The organism is Rickettsia endosymbiont of Proechinophthirus fluctus, from assembly GCF_001602635.1.
GTDB classification, from domain to species: Bacteria; Pseudomonadota; Alphaproteobacteria; order Rickettsiales; family Rickettsiaceae; genus Rickettsia; species Rickettsia rickettsii.
The window spans coordinates 735379-753868 of sequence record NZ_LECS01000004.1; the positions used below are offsets into that span (position 1 = coordinate 735379).

Genomic DNA, 18490 nt, shown 5'->3' on the forward strand with positions numbered 1-18490 from the left:
TAGCATATTGTATTAATAAATTAATAACTCTAAAATTTTATATATTGATATATCGTATTTTTCTGCATTTTTTGTAATTAATCCGGTATAGTTTTAGCATTTCTAAAAATACGTCCCTTTACTAAACTTTTAGGTATAGAATTTAAAAGATTAGTAAAACTACGTTTAAGATATTCTTTATTTCCTTTATCTCTATTTATTTGTAATATTTTTTCCATCATGCATTTCAAATATCGGATTAACTGCATTAGGTTCAATATTAGAGCTCAAAGCAAATTTAGAAAACTGATAAATATCATCATCTAGACTATGCTTATCTTCAGTAATAGAATTTAATAATTCTTTTGAAACACTTTGATTATTAAGCCATGCTATCCCATCTAGTAATCTCTTGGCACTAGCCTTTAATTCATTGCTAACACAAGTTTTATATTTAGCTCAATTTTATCCTTAGAGGCTTTTATCTTTTTCTTGTATTTCTCTAAGTTTAAACCTTGTATTTGATTTAATATTTGTGCTCCTTGAACTATGAGAATCGGATAACCTCCAAATGCTTGAGTCAAACAATTTATTAATTCCAGATTTTTATTTTCCAATATATTTTTTGCAAGTAATGCAGCTTCCGGCTTAGTGAAAGCGTTTGCTTTGACTATGTTAGATAATAATTCATCGTCTTGGGTACAAAATATAATATTACCTTTATACTCCCAATTAATAAAATCCTCTATTTTCTTATTCTCGCCTATTTTTAAATTCTCAAACACCAATAACCATTTATCTTTACTTACTAGATAAACCATTAAATCTTTCTTCATCACTGCCATATCTTCTGAAATCACCGGTGATTTTACCTCGGTATTAATAGTTTTAGATAATTTGAGTAATTGCAGCTCTATATTTAGATTACAATCAATTAACCAAATTATGTTATAGTTATCTTTATTTTCATAAGCGTACATTCTAGCAAGCTGTGTTTTACCCATACCGCTTACCCCTACTACACTAGATTGCTTATATTTATTAAGATTTTTAGTTTTTCCAATTGGGATACATGATTTATAAAATAGCTAACCGGTACAACTAAATTGGATATTTGACTTTGAGCAAATATACTTCCGCTTATTAGAAGCATAATAATCACTAATATATATTTTTTCATAATATTTATTAAAATTAAATTTTTAGCTGTAAAAATTTATATCTTTTCGACTAGAAGTCAATAAAATTTGAGGTTAGTGAAGGTATTGCACTGGGTGGAAAAGTAGGTGATGTCATTCTCGAATAGGCGGAGGGTTGTTGTATGGCTCGTTTATGTCCTTCCCACGAAAGCGGGACTCCAGTAATTTAAAGATTATACACAATAAGTTTGTAAAATTAAAAGCTTGATTTATCTCGCTTTTTTCTGGATCCCTGCCTACGCGGGGATGTAATAGGTTTTGAGCCATGCAACAAGGCATGTAGGCGGGAAGAAAGAACAAACAAAGCCCCCTTTTTTCAAAGAGGACTTTTTTCTTGAGGAACTTATAAACTTGCTAATCGGGAGCGATTAGAAGTTTACACGGACTTTTAGAGTGCCTTGATGTGCAGTATATTTACTTGAAATCTGAGCATCGTAACCGATTCCGTACTCCATCTTAGCCTCAGATCTTATGCTTGCACTTAAACCTAAATTATAAGATGTTTTAGTGGTTCTGTCAGGCTGGCTGATACACGGAGTAACTTGTCCATCTAATACAGACTGAGTTTTAGATAATCTACCGGTTACTTTGTGAACCACAAAAGCGTGAACTTCCGGATATACCGCAAGATCCGTTATGTTCATAGTACTGCCGGCTACTTTAGCACCTACTATTAAATCGGTTCTATCGCTAAATTTGCTGTTAACTTGCTTGTTTGCAACTGTTGTACCGGTTTCTTTGTAGTTTTCGTCAGAAGACTTTAAGTAGCTAAGTCCTGCCATTGGAGTTACTAACACACCTTGCATTGCATTGTAATCATAACCGACTGTTAAGTTACCACCGAATGTCATGTTATCGTAATGACCGGAAGCAATTTGCTTGCTCATATTACCGTTAGCATCGAAGAAGTAACGCTGACTTTTGTTCTTCACTTGGTTTAAGCTAAATATTGCACTACCTTGAGCAAAGAAGTTCTTAACAAGCTGCTGGGCACCATATAGAGAGAATGAGAAACCGTTAACATCAGTTTTATCACCTTTCTTATAATCTTGATGTTTTATATCAGTTTTAGTGATACCGATAGCAGCACCGATCATTAAGTTATCGTTAGCTAGCGTATCTAAACCGATTACGACACCGGTGGTTTTAGCTTTATAACCAGCTAAACCACCTTTCTTAGTGTGATGTGCATCAGTATAGAAAGGTTTTGCCCATATACCGTAAGCTACATTATCAACAGCCTCATCACCTGCAGCAACCGCAGCCGGTATTGCTCCAGCTTCAGATCCAGCCATTTCAGCAGTTTCAGGAGTACCTAAATATCTAAGAGCACCTAATCTGTTACCAAGTTGAGCTTGGATATCTTTAGCTAAATCTAATTGTACATTAGTTATGGCCGCACTTGTATCGGTAACGATAGCTCCAACAAAGTTAGCAGCATTAGCACTATTTTTAGCTAAAAGAAGATTATTATATGCTGCAGTATTAGTTGCATTTACAAATGTTGTAACGTTCTGATCTACACCCGGTGCACCTCCAAATGGACTATTTGCGATATCATTAGTAACTACGTTTTCTGCATTGTTAGTACGTGTTATTACATAATCTTGGTTAGCAGCACGTATTAAACCGTAATTTACGAAACGATTACTTCCGGTTACAGCAAAATTGGGACCTCCTAAAGTACCGTTAAATCTAGCACCACCTTGGATTAAAGTATAAGTTTGTGTACCACTGAAATTTGCATTGGCATTATCTTGTACTTTAATGGTTGTAGTTCCTGTGGTTGTTGCATTAACTTGCGCACCTTCCAAGATAACGATGTGACCTATATTACCGTTTGCTAATGTTAAAGTAGTTTCAATAGAAGTATTGTTTCCCCATGTTGAAGTACCACTTGCAAATGTTAAAGTATTTGTAACAAGATTAATTTTACCGTTAATAGCAGTAGTACCACCACCTAAAATTATATTAGAATTTAAAATACCCAAGTTATAAGTACCAAAGTCTATGACTTGTGAATAAATATTTCCTTGTAATCCTGCACCACCATCACTACCTGTAAATCTAACAGAAGCTACAGGAGTATCTGAATCACCTATATTACCGACGAATGCATTACCTAAATAAGTTATAGTACCATTATTAGCTTTAGTAGTACCAATCATACTTGTAGAATTAGACAATATACCGTCAGCAAATCTTACATTACCGTTACCGTTAACACTTCCAAGAGTAATTTTACCGTCAAAACCTGTTCCAGCTATACCGCCTGTAGTAACAGTTACACCGTCATTAATTGTTGCGTTAGTTGCAATAATATTACCTAAGTTGTTATAGTCTGTAGTAAACGTTACTTGCTTGAACTTTGAAGCGCCAATACCTGTGCCTAAGCCATAAACTGTACCAGGGGTATTAGGAACACCACCGCTAAGTGTGACAGTACCTTGATTATTGTTTATAGTACTGATACCTGCATATAATGTAGTAGCATTAACGATTATGCCGTTATCGCTTCCAAGACCTAGACCTACGATATTATTTTGATCACCGATTACTTGACCGTCAGCGATGACACTATCAACACCTAAAACAATCACGCTAGGAACATCAAAACCTGTAGCTGTTTTATTACCTACGGTACTTTTAATTGTTAAAGGACTTGTGTTGTCTGCATCATTGAATGGAATGCCTCTAGGTAAGAATACAACTGCACCTAAACTTGAATTTTCAAAAGCAATCGTATCAGTCACGGCACCATGATAATTACCTGCATTACCTATCTCATTAATCACTACGTTACCGGGACCAGAAACCGTTATTTGTTTTAAAGCATTAACAGGTGCAGCTTGTTTGTTTAATGTTACGGTAATAGGACCGGTGTTAACGAATTCTACTATACCGGTACCATCGGCAGATGCAACAAAGTCTGCAGTATAGTTACCACCGATTTGTAAGGTAGAATTAGCTGCAATTGTAGTGTTACCGTTAAATGTTGCATTACCTAAGAACTTAACAGTAGTACTGTTATCTAATGCTACAGTATTAAACTTATTACCTTGCTGTCCACCGACTGTACCGCTTACTATATTTGTTCCACCGGCATTAAAGACGAAAGAACCTACGTTAGCATCGGTAGTAGTAATATTAGTAGCATATAAATTTACACCTTCACCAACATTTAATACAGTATCAACATTAACCCCTTTAGATCCAAAATTAATTTCTGCAAGTGGATTTGTAGCACTACCTAAATTTGTACCGGCTGCAAGAGTTGTATTATTATTTACAACAGGATTAAATATTATTTTACCTTGACCGGCAGCATTTGTAGTTCTTGTTATTAAATAAGTATCATTAGCGAATTGTACTGCACCGTCATTTCCAATAACTAACTCGTTAATAGCAACATTACCGTTACTTAAAACTGTTTTACTTGAACCAATATTAAATTGTCCAAGAGTTTTATTATTAGCTCCAATAGTACCGATTTTACCGTTAATAGTTAAAGTTTGAGCATTTGTTAGGCTACTCGCATCAACAACGCCTGTTTGATCAGTAGCTATAGCTAAATCAAAATCAACTACAATATTATTTTGAGTGCTTGTTAATTTAATAGTACCACCGTTAGCTTGCAAATCAATCGTTCCACCATTAGCACCGATAATATTTGCTCCACCAAGTGTTAATGTTTTTGTAGCATCGTTAGCTAAAGTAATGCCTTGTAACGCAGCAGCACCGCCAGCGTTCCCTATATCGCCGGTAATTGTAGCACTACCGTCTAAGGTAATAGTACCGGCTGCAAGAGCACCGCCGACAAGAGCAGTTTGGTTAACTTTACCGTTTATAACTGTACCGTCAGCAAGTTTAAAGATAGAACCGGCATTTCCTAAACGTAACTCGGCAGCATGTGTTCCTGATAATTGGACAACTCCGGCACCTGATGCTTCAATTGCTGTAATATTATTTGTCACCGCAACATTTGCATCTGCACTAGCACTTTCTAAAGTACCGTTAGCATCAAAAGTTATCACACCTGCAGTGTTACCGGGATTGCTAGCATCACCTGTAAAATTACCGGTAAGGGTTATAGCATTAGGAACTTTAATCTGTGCTGCAAGATTACCGAAATCAGTATTACCAAAGTTTGAGTCTTGGGTTATTGTAACTTTAGAAGCTGCTGTTTTAAAGGCAGTAGTACCGCCTGTACCCACGTCAACTATGTGTTTAAAATTTACTTGCCCAGCTGCATTAGCACTTTGTATAACCATGTCTTTAGCATAAACTTGTCCATCGATTGTTGCTACCTTACCATTATCTACGCTAACAACAAATCCTGCAGCTCTACCTGCGCCATTATTAGTACCTATTACTGCATTAGCAGGGCCTGCATTAGCTATAAGTTGACCGTCTACTGCAACAGTGTTAAATTCGATAATACCTTTTAGATTACCGCCTAAACTTCCTGTAACGTTAAAGTTGGTAGCAGCAGCATTCTTACTTAATAATACTAATCTACCCGTACCGTCTGTTCCATTAAAATTAATAGTAGTACCACCTGCTTGTAAATTTAAATTATTAGCATTATTAGCATCAGTATTGAATATGATACCTTGACCGTCACCGATATTAATTGCCTTAACAGTAGCAAAACTTTTATTTGAAACTTGAATAAATCCATTAGTAACATTTAATGTACCGTTAACACCATTAACTATTACAGCATTATCTCCAAGTATAAGAGGAGCTTTTTGAGTTGTAGGATTTGCTAAATTAAATACTAATGTAGAAGCCGGAGCACTGAAGTCTATTCTTCCTACAGCTTTAAGATCATTATTGTCAATAGCAGCACCATTATTAAATTGTACAACAACATTTTGAGCATTTTTTGTAGCAGCAGCTTGTGCATTAGTAATACCTTGACCTGTTATAGTAAGAGTTTTACCGGCATTAAGCGTAAGGTTAAAGGAGTGAGCGTTATTAACAACATGAGTGATGAACCCTAAGGTAGTATCTTCACTCACTGTCACTGCTAAATGGTTTGCAGTATTTAAAAACAAACCGTTAAAACTACCGGCTGGAGTATTTAAATTAATACCATTATTAGCATTAGCAGTAATAACTGCATTTAGAGCAACTCCAACATTTGCAGGAACGGCAGTTTGGTCAAATCCCGCACCATCAACAGTGGTAGCAGCTCCGTTTGTTGTTCTATTCTGCTGTATAGCAGCACCCATAGCTGAACCTGCAAAACTGGCTACTATGGTAGCTGTAGAAGCAGTTACCAACCCTGCGGAAATTAATTTTTTTAGAAAATTTGGTTTTTGAGCCATAATTTTTGTCCTATATTTAAGTTAAAATTTAGTACCTAGTATTAAAACAAGCTTATCAAACGCGAGTCAAGATATCCCACATTTGATAAGGAAATAACCTAATATTTTGTTTCAATAGTTTCTAAACTACGAGCTGAGCATACTATATATTGTATATAATTACAAGCAGCGCTATAGTTTTTTTATAAAGTTTTAATAAATGTTATATTTTTACCACATTGGCGTTATGCCTTATCAGTGTCATCCCGTGGCTTGACCGCAGGATCCAAAAAAAATAACTTAATAAGTATACATTTTTGATTTTTTTAGATGGATACTGCTACAAGCTCGCAGTATGACACCAAACACTGGATCCCATGGTCAAGCCACGGGATGACGAACTAATTATCCCCCTAATCTTTGTTAAATATTAGCACTTCAGCAGTATTTGCCCATTTTAGCATTTCGTCGTACTTAGTATGCCAAATACGCATAATTTCTTTTTCATATTCTACAATTTGCTCTTCGAATCCTTCAAATTGTTTCACCATTTGACGTGCTTTAGAAAATATCGTGTCATTAGTAATGTCAAAAACTTTTTGCAAATGACGGTCTTGTTCTGCTTTATAATTTAAATGAGCTGCTCTACCAAGCTCGGCATCTTTATGCATATTTTCACTTCTTATCTGTATTTCAAAATTACGTTTAGAGTGTAAAAGCTGCATTATATTATGAAGAGACTGATAGCCGTTACTTTTTGGTCTATTGATATAATCTTTGGTGTATAACCAATCTAAATGCGGAGAACTCTTAACTATGTCCAAAGCATTATAGCATAGAGCTTTAGATTTAACTATAATCCTACATGCAATTAAGTCTTTCAATGCATTAATCGGCACTTCTTTCCTTTTCATCTTTTTTAAAACAGAATAAGGTTCTTTAAGACGCATATATATCTCATTTTCTATATCTGCTTTATTTAAATCTTCTTTAAGCAGATTAATAATATCACAAATCAAATCCCCTCCTGCTACCTAAAATTCTCTATATCTCTATTCTTAGTAAAGATTACCTATAGCTTTTAGAACTTAAATCCACAAGACTGTTCATAACACTATTCAAGTAATTTATAAAATTAATTCTTTAACTAAAAATTAAAAAACAGATTAATAGTAAAAATAAATTTTTTCAATATAATTATTTAATTAATTTTAACTTAGATTCATTGGATAAGTTCCTTAATAGCCATTTTACGGCTAAATACCTGCCGTTGTGCAGTTCCGTTGTCATCCCGTGGCTTTATTGACCACGGAATCTTACATCACAAACTGTGTCCTAAGATACCGCGGTCGAGCCGCAGTATGACATTAAATGAATAATAGCATTACGCAATAAACAAGTCAGAAAATTTATCTATAGAACTTTCCGAAACACTACATAGAACTTCAGACATTTTGTTAAATTCTCCGGTACACTCAAGTACTATATCTACGCCTGCATCTAAAACTTCTTTGGTCATATCTGCCATACTACCACTTAAAGCTTTCATATCTATTGCATCGGAAATAATAAGCCCTTTAAAGCCGATATTATTTTTAATATAGTCTATCACTTTTTTTGATAGGGTGGCAGGATTCTCAGGATCAAGAGCTTTATAAATTATATGTGCCGTCATAGCAAGTTTAATATTATCGTACTTCGCGAGCTCCTTAAATACTTTAAAGTCTGTTTTTGCTAACTCTTCTATATCAACATCGACAATCGGTAATTTTTTATGGCTATCCACCGTAGCTCTACCATGGCCCGGAATATGTTTTATACAAGCCCCGACTTTCTCTTCTTGTAATCCGTCTATAGCAGCTAAACATAAAGGCACGACTACTTCCGGCTCCCCACCGAAACTTCTATCGCCGACTATCTTGTCTGCTCCTTCGTGGAGCAAATCCGCTACCGGTGCAAAATCTAGATTAATGCCTACTTCTCTCAGCTCTTTCGCAATATCACTATAATTTTGTTTACATGCTTGGGGATCAGTAAAAGTTTGAGCAGCCGGAGCGTCATAAAAAGTCGGTGCTATAAGCCTTTGTACCCTACCGCCTTCTTGATCTATAGAGATGATAGTATTTTCCCCTAATACTTCTTTTATATCTGCAATAAGCTTAATAAGGGCTTCTTTAGCCTGCGCACCGTTATCATTCTTTCTAATATTACGACGGAATAAAACTACACCTAAAGGATTATGCTCTTCAAATAATTCTCTTTCGGCATCGGTTAATTCAGGACCAGATATACCTATAATTACTGGCTTTACCATTTGTCTTATTGTCATAATATGTTCTTTTCTTTAAAACATGATATGACAAGTACTATACGCACGTCATCGAGGAATCGGCAAGAATTTTTTTTATTTGAAGAGACAAATTATGGAAATTGGTAAGTAATATATCGATTCTAGCGGTAGAAAGAGATGTAATATCTTTATTTAAAGATTTTTGGAGTAGATCAATATCATTAGCAGTATAATATTTTCTATTATTTATTTTATAATGAGATAAATCAGTTTTTTTTGTCTCTAGATATCTTAATTGATGTAAAGCAATATTTAAATGCTTAATCACTTCACTAGCAGAATAATATTTTTTTGTTAGCTTATTGTTTGTCATATACTCCGAATACAGATTTTGTTGCATGGCTCGTTTTATGTCATTCCCGCGTAGGCGGGAGTCCCAAAAATAACCTTAATATTGATATACATTATTGACACAATAAACCTAAAAAAACAAGTTTTTATAGGTTTTACTGGATTCCTGCTTTCGCGGGAATGACATAAAAAGCATTTTCTGAGACATACAACAAGCCAACAAATTATAACGAAGTTCATCGAGTAGATTCATTAATTAAAGCTTTTAATTTAGAAGAAGGGACAAAACGTAAATGCTTTTTTGATTCTATAATTATCGGTGCTTTGGTATGAAAATTTATTCCGGGACGTGGATTTTTTTGTTTCACCTCAAAGCTACCAAAATTCTTTAAAGTTAATTTTTGCGCTTTTGCTATTTCTAAAATATTAGAAAAAACCGTATGAACTATTTCCTCGCATAAATGATTTGAAAAACCCAATTTAGAGCTTAACATAGCTGCAATTTTTGCTTTGGTAATAGTCATAAATAATACCGGTTTTTAAGGATATATTGTCTGCAGTCATTGCGAGGAAAAACTATAAGTTGCGACGTAGCAATCTCAGAAGTTGATCCTACTTTATGAGATTGCCGCGTCGATGCTACGCATCTCCTCGCAATGACGTTAAAAAATTACGAATTTGCTTTTTCTTCATCGTTATATTAACGATTATATTCGTTAATATTTTTATTTAGCTCTTCTAATTTATCCACTAGGTGCTGACGTATTTTTTCTTGCTTCTTGTTGCCTGCTTTTTTATAAGCTTCCATTTTTGCTTTTACAGCATCTATAGATTTTTGCAGTTCTTCACCTGGTTTATCTTTCTGATCTTTCACATTCTTTTTTATCTCTGTAACGCTTTGGGCTATCTGATTATAAGTATTGCTTAAGGTCTGATTAAATTTATCGGCTCCCGTTTGTGCTAGGTTTGTTAAATTGTCTTTTAATTCCTGTAAGTTTTCGCTAATTGTTTTTGTACTGCTTGTAGCTACTTCTGCAGTTTGTATTTCCTTTGCTTTTGTTTCATCCTTGGTAGGCAAATCTGCAAAAATACTAGGTGTTAATAATAAAGTAGCGTTAGCACCTAAGGTTATTAAAAATTTTTTCATTATATTCTCCAATTATTTATGTTTATTATTATATTGTTCAACTTTCTTACTTAAATCATCAAGTTTTTTCACAAGAGTCTGTCTATATTCTTCCACTTTATCATCTTTAATTTTCTGATAATCCTGTAATTCTTTCGTTAAATATTTTATATTGTGCTTTTATAATTTCTAAAGAATGGTCTTTACTATCCTTAGCATATGCCTCTAAATCATTAATTTCGACGGATAATTTATCTGCTACTTCATGACATTTTTTATTAAAATCAACAGTAATAATTTTAGCAGAGTCCTTAAGATTTTAATGTAATTCTTTAAGTGCTTCACTTATAGTTCTTATAAAATCTCTTTATTGAAATAGTTAATAAAAATTAAACTTAAGTATTATATACTGGTATCATAAATAATATAATTATAAAAAACAATTTTAAAAAGTACATATTGAATATATAGTTATTGTATCAAATAAATTTGAGGGTATTATGACATTAGAACTAGGAAAAAAACTTCCTGATTTATCTTTACACATAGGTCAAGATAACGTAATTAAACTATCGGATTTAAAAGGAAAATTCGTAATATTATATTTTTACCCGAAAGACGATACACCTGGATGTACTATTGAAGCACAAGATTTTAACAAGCTAAAACCGGAATTCGATAAACTTAATACGGTAATTATCGGAGTATCCAAAGATAAGCTTGACTCTCATGATAAATTTAAAGAAAAATATAGTTTAGGATTTGATTTAGCCTCTGATGCAAATTCAAATTTATGCGAACAATTAGGGGTATGGATAGAAAAATCAATGTTCGGTAAAAAATATATGGGTATTGATAGAGCTACGTTTTTACTTGATAAGGAAGGCATAGTTAAGCATATTTGGCGGTCGGTAAATGCTAAAAACCACGCTCAAGAAGTACTTGAGAAATTACGGACTATGCTTTCTTAAAATGTCATACCGTGGCTCATTTTTTTGTCATTGCGAGGAAATTGCATAGCAATTGACGAAGCAATCTCAGGATATTTGACGAGATTGCCACGCAGCCTACGGCTGCTCGCAATGACGTTTCATTGCTTCCATCTATTGTGAAACCAAAACCATTGAGCAGGATTTTGCTTAACCCATTCTCCTAGCATTTGATTAATATTAAGCATAATATTATAGCAATCGGCTTTATTATCACCGGTTTGCTCCAACTTTAATTGCGGGTGAACTATTACTTTAAAATAACTGCCTTTAGTTCTAATGATTTGGCAAGGTATAATTGGATATTTATACTGCAAAGCAATTTTAGCGATGGCGCTTGCAGTCATAGCAGGATGCCCTAAAAAAGGCACTTCAATTCCATCGTTCATTTTTTGATCAACAAGCATAACAATAGATTCACTCTCCTTGATAGCCCTGACTAAAGCTCTGCTACCTTCAGGACCTTTCGGTATAAGTCTTAATTTATCACCGGCACGACTTGCATTAACCAACTTGTTAACATATGGGTTATTTGCTTTACGATAAATTACGGCAACTTTCGGATAAAATTTATGAAGAATCTTAATACTAATATCCCAATTGGCAAAGTGACCGCTAAATAATAAAAAAGGTTGTCCTTCAAGTTTTTTAATATTTTCTATGCCGATTATTGCGATTCTACGCTCTAACTCGGCTTCATCCATCTTGCTAACATATGTAAATTCACCGATAAACCTACCAAAATTATCCCAAGTTTGATCTATGATTTTTTCAACATCACACATATAGCCGAATACTATTTTAATATTTCGTCTAGCAATTTTATTAACAGCAAATAATATACCGACTTTTCGTGCTATAAAACTACAAATATCCGCCGCTTTATCTACACCGAATATTCCTATTACTTTCAGGAATATAACAACAATAAAATACTCAATTAAATATCTAAGCTTTTTTAAAAATTTTTTCATTTAATAAATCAGGATGGTTTATAGATAATTCTACATCTAGACAGACAATATTATTATTTAAATCATTCAACTTAACATGATCTTTTCTTGTAGTAACTAAGGTAGCATTATGCTCTTTAGCTAATGAGTATAAATTTTCTAAATCTGCTTGTAAATAATTATAATGATCAGGAAAAATTTTGTAACCGGTTATATTTAATCCGTAATTTTTTAAAGTCGCAAAGAAACGCTCAGGATTACCAATACCGCTAAAAGCAAAATAATTTTTAGTTTTATCTATATTATTTGAAGGAACTATTTGAGCATTTATTAACTTATTGACATAAGGAGTTAAAATCTTCGGTATTTTATCTTGGTGGCTACTGACTAAAAAAATTAAATCAGCTGCATCAAGGACTTTATTTGGATATTGTCTTAAAGGACCGGCAGGAATTAGAAAACCGTTGCCGAAAAGCCTTTGGCTATCTACTGAGACTATAGTAAAGTCTTTATGAAAATAAGGACTTTGTAGGAAATCATCAACTATTATTATATCAGGTTTAAGCTTGTTAATTAACGGCACAATCTCTTTAATATTTTTAGTAGCAATAACTGCTCCGTACTTTGCAAGTATTACCCCCTCATCTCCTACCTCTAATGCTGTATGTCCTTGATGTATGGTAGTTGCACTTTTAAGGTTACTACCATAAGCCTTAGTTACTATTACAAAACTTACATTTCTAGCTTTTAGTAATTTGGCTAGATACATTACTATCTGCGTCTTACCCGTACCTCCTACGCTACAATTACCGACACAAATAACTTTAGCAGGCAACATAATAGGATGTGCTAAACTAGCTCGTAAATAGCCTAAAAATTGATATATCAAGCTTATAGGCAAAAGCAAATAAGCTATAATATTTCGCTTCTGCCAAAATTCAGGATATAAAAGTTTGATCATAGTTTAACATTTATGGTAGTTAAAAATAAAGTCAAACGGATTTATTGCTTTATTATCTAACAGAATTTCAAAATGCAAATGTTCACCCGTTGCATTACCAGTGCTTCCTTGTATACCGATAAATTGACCACGCTTAATTTTATTTCCTTCCTTGACTGACATTTCTTTTAAATGAGCATATTTCGTAACAAATTTGCGTCCATGTTTAATCTCAACAAAATTCCCGTAATCAGGTGCTCTAGCGGCTTTTATAACAATTCCGCTTGCTGCCGCATATATCGGTGCTGCTTTTTTAGCTTGTAAATCAATACCGCTATGGAAACATTTCTTTTTTCTTTTCTTTTTATGAGGGCTTGTCCTAGTTCCGTAATGGCTAGTAATTTTCGGCTCATATTCCGGCATCATAAGTGGTATTGTACTAATTATTTTATCAAGCTTGGTTAATTCTGAGATATTATTCCTATGGGTTTGTTTTTTTGCAAAATAGCTAGCTTCCGGTTTAGAGAGAAACTTATATTTTGAATGTAGTTTTGTTACAACTGCCTTTATATTAGCTATTTTTATTTCGGCTGCTTTATTAAATTCTGCTGGGTTTATATTATGTAATTTGTGTAAAAAAATCTTATTTTGTTTAGGGTTATTAATTATTAGACCTAAGTTTTTTGCATATATACATTCGCTATTTTTGTTTGTTAAATCATACTGTACTACTAAATCCGCATGGCTGATTTTATATTTTTGTTTTAATTGAGATGAAGTAGTAGCAAGTAACGTAGTATCACTAGATTTTTTAATACTGCTACAACCTTGAACAAGAAAAACTATAAACAGTAAAAAGATATATTTTTTAAAAGACATTAAAGATAAATGTATGTAAATTTCAAATTAAGAGTGCCACTTAAATATTCTGTTAATTGCTCTAATTCTCCTCTAATATTTTGAGGGTTAATTAACATTAACCCACACTTTACCATATTTTTATCACTATTTAAAAGCTCATATTCAATAATCATAGTTTCTTTAAATCTGATATTTTTGTAATTATGGTAAAAATCACGGACTAAAGATAAATCTTTTATAGGATACCAAATTAAGACAGTATTATTAAGAACTCGTAGCTTGATTTTTTTAAGTGCTTCAAGTAATTTTTGAAACTCATTTTTTACTTCAAAAGGCGGATCAAGAAAAATTAATCCTCTATTCTCTTTAAATGGTAGCAAAGCTTTGATAGCATTATAAGCATCTATATTATGCGTATCATTTGGTAATAATTTTTTTAAACTTAAATAATCGCTGGGATGAAGTTCGCAGGCAATTAAGCGATCATTTGGTCTTAATAATTGCTTAATTATAAAAGGTAAACCTGGGTAGTGACTTTTGCCTGCTATATTTATTATATTTAAAAAAGTTTGTAAGAGCTGAGGAATAGGATCGGTAGCTTGCAGTAATTTATTAATTCCCGTATCGCTTTCTAGAGTTTTAGAAGCCGCCTCCGAGTTTAAATCGTAAAGACCTAGCCCAGTAAAAGCATCTAAAACCGCAAAAGGTTTTTCTTTTTTCTTGAGCTGTTTTAAAATACTAATTAGGACTAAATGTTTGACTATATCGGCAAAATTGCCTGCATGATAAATATGACGATAGTTCATTTTAAATTAATCATAAATTTCACTTCTATGACCAACTCGCACGCATGGCTCTATGTCATTCCCGCTTTCGCAGAAATGACATCGAGTTTTTTATTTACTATCATTTAGTTAGCAATGCCTTGCTTTAAACATTTTTTATAAGCGTAAGCCATTCTTCTTCATCAATAATTTTAATATTAAGCTCTTTAGCTTTTTTAAGTTTACTGCCTGCATCAACGCCGGCTACAACTAAATCCGTGTTTGATGATACGCCAACTGCAACTTTAGCCCCAAGCTTCTCAGCCGTTGCTTTAGCTTCTGCTCTAGATATCGTCGGTAAACTACCGGTAAATACGACTATCTTGTCCGTTAAACTACTCTGTGCTCTAGTCTCTTTATAATCTTCAATATTTAATATTTCACCAAGTTTTTTGATAAGCTCAATATTTTCTTTAACATCAAAAAAATCAATAATATCTACTAAAATCTTATCACCGATTCCTTCTAAATTGTTTAGTTTTCGATAAATATCAGGCTCATTTGTGCTAAGCAATTCCATTTGAGCTATAAAATTATTATAGCTGCCAAATTCTCTAGCAAGTAATTTAGCATTTTGTTCACCGATATGCCTTATGCCTAATGCATATATAAATCTTGGCAAACTAACGTTTTTTGATTTTTCTATATTTTTAAAAAGATTTTCTACTGATTTTTTACCCCATCCATCCATATTTTCAAGTTTTGCTAAGCTAGAGTCATTTTTTTCTTTTAAAAAGAAAATATCTAAAGGATTACTAATCAATCCCTTATCTATTAAAAACTCAACTTGCTTAGGCCCAAGCCCCTCAATATCCATAGCATTTTTCGATACAAAATGACGGATACGCTCATAATTCTGAGCAGGGCAGTTAAAGCCATTATCACAGCGTATAATAATATCTTCAGGCGTATAATGCAATTTAGAATTGCATGACAGACAAAATAAAGGAGTATCAAACGTTTCTGTATCATTAGGACGTTTATCAAAATCAACTCCCATGATTTTAGGAATAACGTCACCAGCACGTTGCAGGAATACATAATCATTAATCCGCAAATCTTTTCGTGCAATTTCTTGGAAATTATGTAATGTTGCTCTGCTAACAGTGACCCCGCCTATTTCTATGGGTTCAAGTTCGGCTACTGGCGTTAACGTACCAGTTCTACCGACCTGTACAGTAATAGAAAGTAACTTTGTTTGTCCTATTATTGCAGGAAATTTATGAGCGGTAGCAAAGCGTGGATTTCGTGCAATAAAGCCCATTCTATTTTGCAGTGCAAAATCATTTAGCTTATATACTACTCCATCAATTTCATAAGGTAAATTTTCTCTATTTGTTTTGAGATATTCGTAAAAGGCGAAAATTTCTTCTTCAGAACTCGCAAGTTTAGATATTTCATTAATGTTAAAGCCGCATTCTTTTAATTTTGTAAGTAATTGATCTTGTGAAGAAGCGAGATTCTGTTCAGTTACCCCTCCTGAATATACAAAATATTTGAGCGGTCTTTTAGCCGTAATAGCAGAATCAAGCTGACGAAGTGATCCGGCAGCAGCATTACGAGGATTGGCAAATTTATCCTTGCCCTGCTCTTCTTGTTCTTTATTTAGATTTAAAAAATCTTGTTTTTCAATATAAATTTCCCCTCGTACTTCTAAAAACTCCAGAACATTATCTATTTTATGAGGAAAATTTTTGATTGTTTTAATATTTGCTGTTATATCTTCACCGACATATCCATCACCTCTTGTAGCTCCCGTTGTAAGCACCCCGTGTTTATAAACAGCAGAAAAAGACAAACCGTCTATTTTAGGTTCACAAAAGATAGGAGCAAACTCATTAAGGCGTAAGAAAATTTTTATACGGTCTACAAAATCTCTCACATCTTGCTCATCAAAAGCATTACTGAGAGATAGCATGGGCACTTGATGCGTAACTTTAGCAAATTTATTTGCTATTTTAGCCCCTACTTTTTTGCTAGGACTATTTTCTAAAATTAAATGAGGAAATTTTTGTTCTAACTTGAGATTGGTATTAAATAGCTGATCATACTCGCTATCAGAAACTAAAGGATTATCTTCTATATAATAAGCATGGTTATACGCTGCAATTTTATCAGCGAGTTCTTCTAGTAATTTTTGTGCTTCCTCTTCAGATATTAAATCAATATTTTGCATTAGTAGTTCATACTTTTATTTTAATTTACAATCAAATCCAATTCCTAAAATTTTTATTTTCTTCAAAATCGCTAATTGCTTGTTTTAGTCTTTCAGCATTTTTAGGACTTTTTAACAAGTATAGTTTCCTCCATAGCATTATGATCTTCAAGCGACATAAATAACCACCGGTTTTTGTTTTTGTCTAGTTACAATCACTGAAGTGTGATCTGCACAAACTTTTTTCATAACATAACTTACTTAAGTACGTTTACATGTAATAAGGCATGTTTTATAACTAGTCACTTTAAGAATCAAAATCAAAATCTTTACCTAGTTTAATATATGCTCTAATACGGCTCATGAGATTCTGGAAATATGTTAAATTATGCCATGTCATTAGCATAGAGCCAAGTATTTCACCGATTCTAACTAAATGATGTAGATAAGCTTTACTATAGTTTCTACAAGCAGGACATAGGCAATCATGTTCTAGCGGCTTGTTATCATCGGCATATTTACTATTGCGGATATTTACCGTACCGTATTTCGTAAAAGCCTGACCGTTGCGACCTGAGCGTGTCGGGATTACGCAGTCAAACATATCTATACCCCTGCTAACCGCACCTATAATATCAACAGGCTTACCGACTCCCATTAAATAACGCGGCTTATTTTGCGGCAGAAAATCAGGAGCATAATCAAGTACTTTAAACATAAGCTCCTGCCCCTCACCTACTGCCAGTCCACCTATAGCATAACCCTCAAAATCAAGTTCTACTAGAGCCTTAGCCGATTGCTCACGTAATTCTTCGTAAACGCTACCTTGAATAATACCGAATTGTGCATAGCCTTCCCGCTTAACAAAAGCATTACGTGATCTATTCGCCCATCTAGTCGTAAGCTGCATAGAAGTTTTAGCTTCTTCAAAGGTTGCAGGGTAAGGCGTACATTCATCAAAAGCCATAGTGATTGTGCTACCGAGCAGATATTGTATTTCGGTAGAACGCTCAGGAGTTAACATATATTTATCGCCGTTAATATGAGAGCTGAAACTTACTCCCTCTTCGGTTATCTTACATAACTTCGATAGCGACATTACCTGAAAACCACCAGAATCGGTTAATATCGGCTTATCCCAATTCATGAATTTATGTAAGCCACCAAGCTGTACTATACGTTCGGCAGTCGGCTGAAGCATTAAGTGGTAAGTATTGCCAAGCAATATATCCGCCCCCGTTTCTGCTACCGATTCAGGTAGCATTGCCTTAACCGTTCCTCTAGTTCCAACTGGCATAAAAGCGGGTGTACGCATCTCACCGTGTGCGGTTACGATAATACCGCTTCTAGCTTTTTTATGCTGATGATGAATATTAAAAGAAAATTTTGACACTGATAATCACTTATTTTTAAAAGCAATATCTTAGCATACTATAGTTTATCCTGGAATATAAACATTAAGATTAAAAGCAGATATCACCTAAAAGCAGTTGTTTTATGCTGTAATTTAG

15 protein-coding genes are annotated in these 18490 nt (G+C 33.7%); 1 reads left to right on the forward strand and 14 read right to left on the reverse strand.

Annotation, left to right across the window (positions count from 1 at the left end):
- Positions 1-77: 77 nt before the first annotated feature.
- The 8 genes from BG75_RS08470 to BG75_RS05825 form a co-directional block, all read right to left on the reverse strand.
- Positions 78-221 (reverse strand): hypothetical protein, encoded by a 144-nt coding sequence (locus tag BG75_RS08470; RefSeq protein ID WP_156468983.1) that lies wholly within the window; start codon positions 219-221, stop codon positions 78-80.
- A 183-nt stretch (positions 222-404) separates the two neighbouring features.
- On the reverse strand, positions 405-983 hold the full coding sequence (locus tag BG75_RS05795) for a hypothetical protein (protein WP_252903691.1): 579 nt from the start codon (positions 981-983) through the stop codon (positions 405-407).
- Between the two features lie 563 nt (positions 984-1546).
- Entirely contained in the window at positions 1547-6511 is a 4965-nt protein-coding gene (gene ompB / locus BG75_RS05800; RefSeq protein WP_062811750.1) for an outer membrane protein OmpB, read from the reverse strand.
- A 392-nt stretch (positions 6512-6903) separates the two neighbouring features.
- The gene (locus BG75_RS05805; RefSeq protein ID WP_062811751.1) at positions 6904-7509 is read right to left on the reverse strand and encodes a guanosine polyphosphate pyrophosphohydrolase; all 606 of its coding nucleotides are present in this window, start codon (positions 7507-7509) and stop codon (positions 6904-6906) included.
- Positions 7510-7874: 365 nt separating this feature from the next.
- Positions 7875-8819: a beta-N-acetylhexosaminidase gene (gene nagZ / locus BG75_RS05810; protein WP_062811752.1), complete on the reverse strand. Its 945-nt coding sequence runs from the start codon at positions 8817-8819 to the stop codon at positions 7875-7877.
- Positions 8820-8856: 37 nt separating this feature from the next.
- Positions 8857-9153: a MerR family transcriptional regulator gene (locus BG75_RS05815; RefSeq protein ID WP_062811753.1), complete on the reverse strand. Its 297-nt coding sequence runs from the start codon at positions 9151-9153 to the stop codon at positions 8857-8859.
- A 214-nt stretch (positions 9154-9367) separates the two neighbouring features.
- Complete coding sequence (locus tag BG75_RS05820; protein WP_062811754.1) at positions 9368-9655, reverse strand: HU family DNA-binding protein; 288 nt, start codon at positions 9653-9655, stop codon at positions 9368-9370.
- 176 nt (positions 9656-9831) lie between these two features.
- On the reverse strand, positions 9832-10278 hold the full coding sequence (locus BG75_RS05825; protein ID WP_062811755.1) for a hypothetical protein: 447 nt from the start codon (positions 10276-10278) through the stop codon (positions 9832-9834).
- A 479-nt stretch (positions 10279-10757) separates the two neighbouring features.
- On the opposite strand from BG75_RS05825, the gene bcp reads away from it, so the two are divergent.
- On the forward strand, positions 10758-11228 hold the full coding sequence (gene bcp, locus BG75_RS05830) for a thioredoxin-dependent thiol peroxidase (RefSeq protein ID WP_004997602.1): 471 nt from the start codon (positions 10758-10760) through the stop codon (positions 11226-11228).
- A gap of 119 nt (positions 11229-11347) precedes the next feature.
- Here bcp and BG75_RS05835 read toward each other — a convergent pair whose 3' ends face one another.
- The 6 genes from BG75_RS05835 to tgt form a co-directional block, all read right to left on the reverse strand.
- Positions 11348-12220 carry a lipid A biosynthesis lauroyl acyltransferase gene (locus BG75_RS05835; RefSeq protein ID WP_062811756.1) on the reverse strand — a complete coding sequence of 291 codons (873 nt, stop codon included), beginning with the start codon at positions 12218-12220 and terminating at the stop codon, positions 11348-11350.
- On the reverse strand, positions 12195-13160 hold the full coding sequence (gene lpxK / locus BG75_RS05840; RefSeq protein WP_062811757.1) for a tetraacyldisaccharide 4'-kinase: 966 nt from the start codon (positions 13158-13160) through the stop codon (positions 12195-12197). The genes BG75_RS05835 and lpxK overlap by 26 nt, the downstream gene beginning before the upstream one ends.
- A gap of 3 nt (positions 13161-13163) precedes the next feature.
- On the reverse strand, positions 13164-14018 hold the full coding sequence (locus BG75_RS05845) for a M23 family metallopeptidase (protein ID WP_062811758.1): 855 nt from the start codon (positions 14016-14018) through the stop codon (positions 13164-13166).
- Entirely contained in the window at positions 14018-14806 is a 789-nt protein-coding gene (rlmJ, locus tag BG75_RS05850) for a 23S rRNA (adenine(2030)-N(6))-methyltransferase RlmJ (RefSeq protein ID WP_062811759.1), read from the reverse strand. Before rlmJ ends, BG75_RS05845 begins: the two co-directional genes overlap by 1 nt.
- Positions 14807-14930: 124 nt before the next feature.
- The gene (gene ligA / locus BG75_RS05855) at positions 14931-17000 is read right to left on the reverse strand and encodes an NAD-dependent DNA ligase LigA (protein ID WP_062811760.1); all 2070 of its coding nucleotides are present in this window, start codon (positions 16998-17000) and stop codon (positions 14931-14933) included.
- Positions 17001-17286: 286 nt separating this feature from the next.
- Positions 17287-18372, reverse strand: a complete 1086-nt coding sequence (gene tgt, locus BG75_RS05865; protein ID WP_062811761.1) for a tRNA guanosine(34) transglycosylase Tgt — start codon at positions 18370-18372, stop codon at positions 17287-17289.
- Positions 18373-18490: the final 118 nt, after the last annotated feature.

What these genes read in the sequence shown, in the direction of transcription:
- nagZ (WP_062811752.1), bottom strand. Translation starts at nt 8,819, where the DNA reads ATGACAATAAGACAAATGGTAAAGCCAGTAATTATAGGTATATCTGGT.
- bcp (WP_004997602.1), top strand. Translation starts at nt 10,758, where the DNA reads ATGACATTAGAACTAGGAAAAAAACTTCCTGATTTATCTTTACACATA.
- BG75_RS05815 (WP_062811753.1), bottom strand. Translation starts at nt 9,153, where the DNA reads ATGACAAACAATAAGCTAACAAAAAAATATTATTCTGCTAGTGAAGTG.
- BG75_RS05795 (WP_252903691.1), bottom strand. Translation starts at nt 983, where the DNA reads ATGGGTAAAACACAGCTTGCTAGAATGTACGCTTATGAAAATAAAGAT.
- BG75_RS08470 (WP_156468983.1), bottom strand. Translation starts at nt 221, where the DNA reads ATGATGGAAAAAATATTACAAATAAATAGAGATAAAGGAAATAAAGAA.
- BG75_RS05825 (WP_062811755.1), bottom strand. Translation starts at nt 10,278, where the DNA reads ATGAAAAAATTTTTAATAACCTTAGGTGCTAACGCTACTTTATTATTA.
- BG75_RS05845 (WP_062811758.1), bottom strand. Translation starts at nt 14,018, where the DNA reads ATGTCTTTTAAAAAATATATCTTTTTACTGTTTATAGTTTTTCTTGTT.
- ompB (WP_062811750.1), bottom strand. Translation starts at nt 6,511, where the DNA reads ATGGCTCAAAAACCAAATTTTCTAAAAAAATTAATTTCCGCAGGGTTG.
- ligA (WP_062811760.1), bottom strand. Translation starts at nt 17,000, where the DNA reads ATGCAAAATATTGATTTAATATCTGAAGAGGAAGCACAAAAATTACTA.
- rlmJ (WP_062811759.1), bottom strand. Translation starts at nt 14,806, where the DNA reads ATGAACTATCGTCATATTTATCATGCAGGCAATTTTGCCGATATAGTC.
- BG75_RS05835 (WP_062811756.1), bottom strand. Translation starts at nt 12,220, where the DNA reads ATGAAAAAATTTTTAAAAAAGCTTAGATATTTAATTGAGTATTTTATT.
- lpxK (WP_062811757.1), bottom strand. Translation starts at nt 13,160, where the DNA reads ATGATCAAACTTTTATATCCTGAATTTTGGCAGAAGCGAAATATTATA.
- BG75_RS05820 (WP_062811754.1), bottom strand. Translation starts at nt 9,655, where the DNA reads ATGACTATTACCAAAGCAAAAATTGCAGCTATGTTAAGCTCTAAATTG.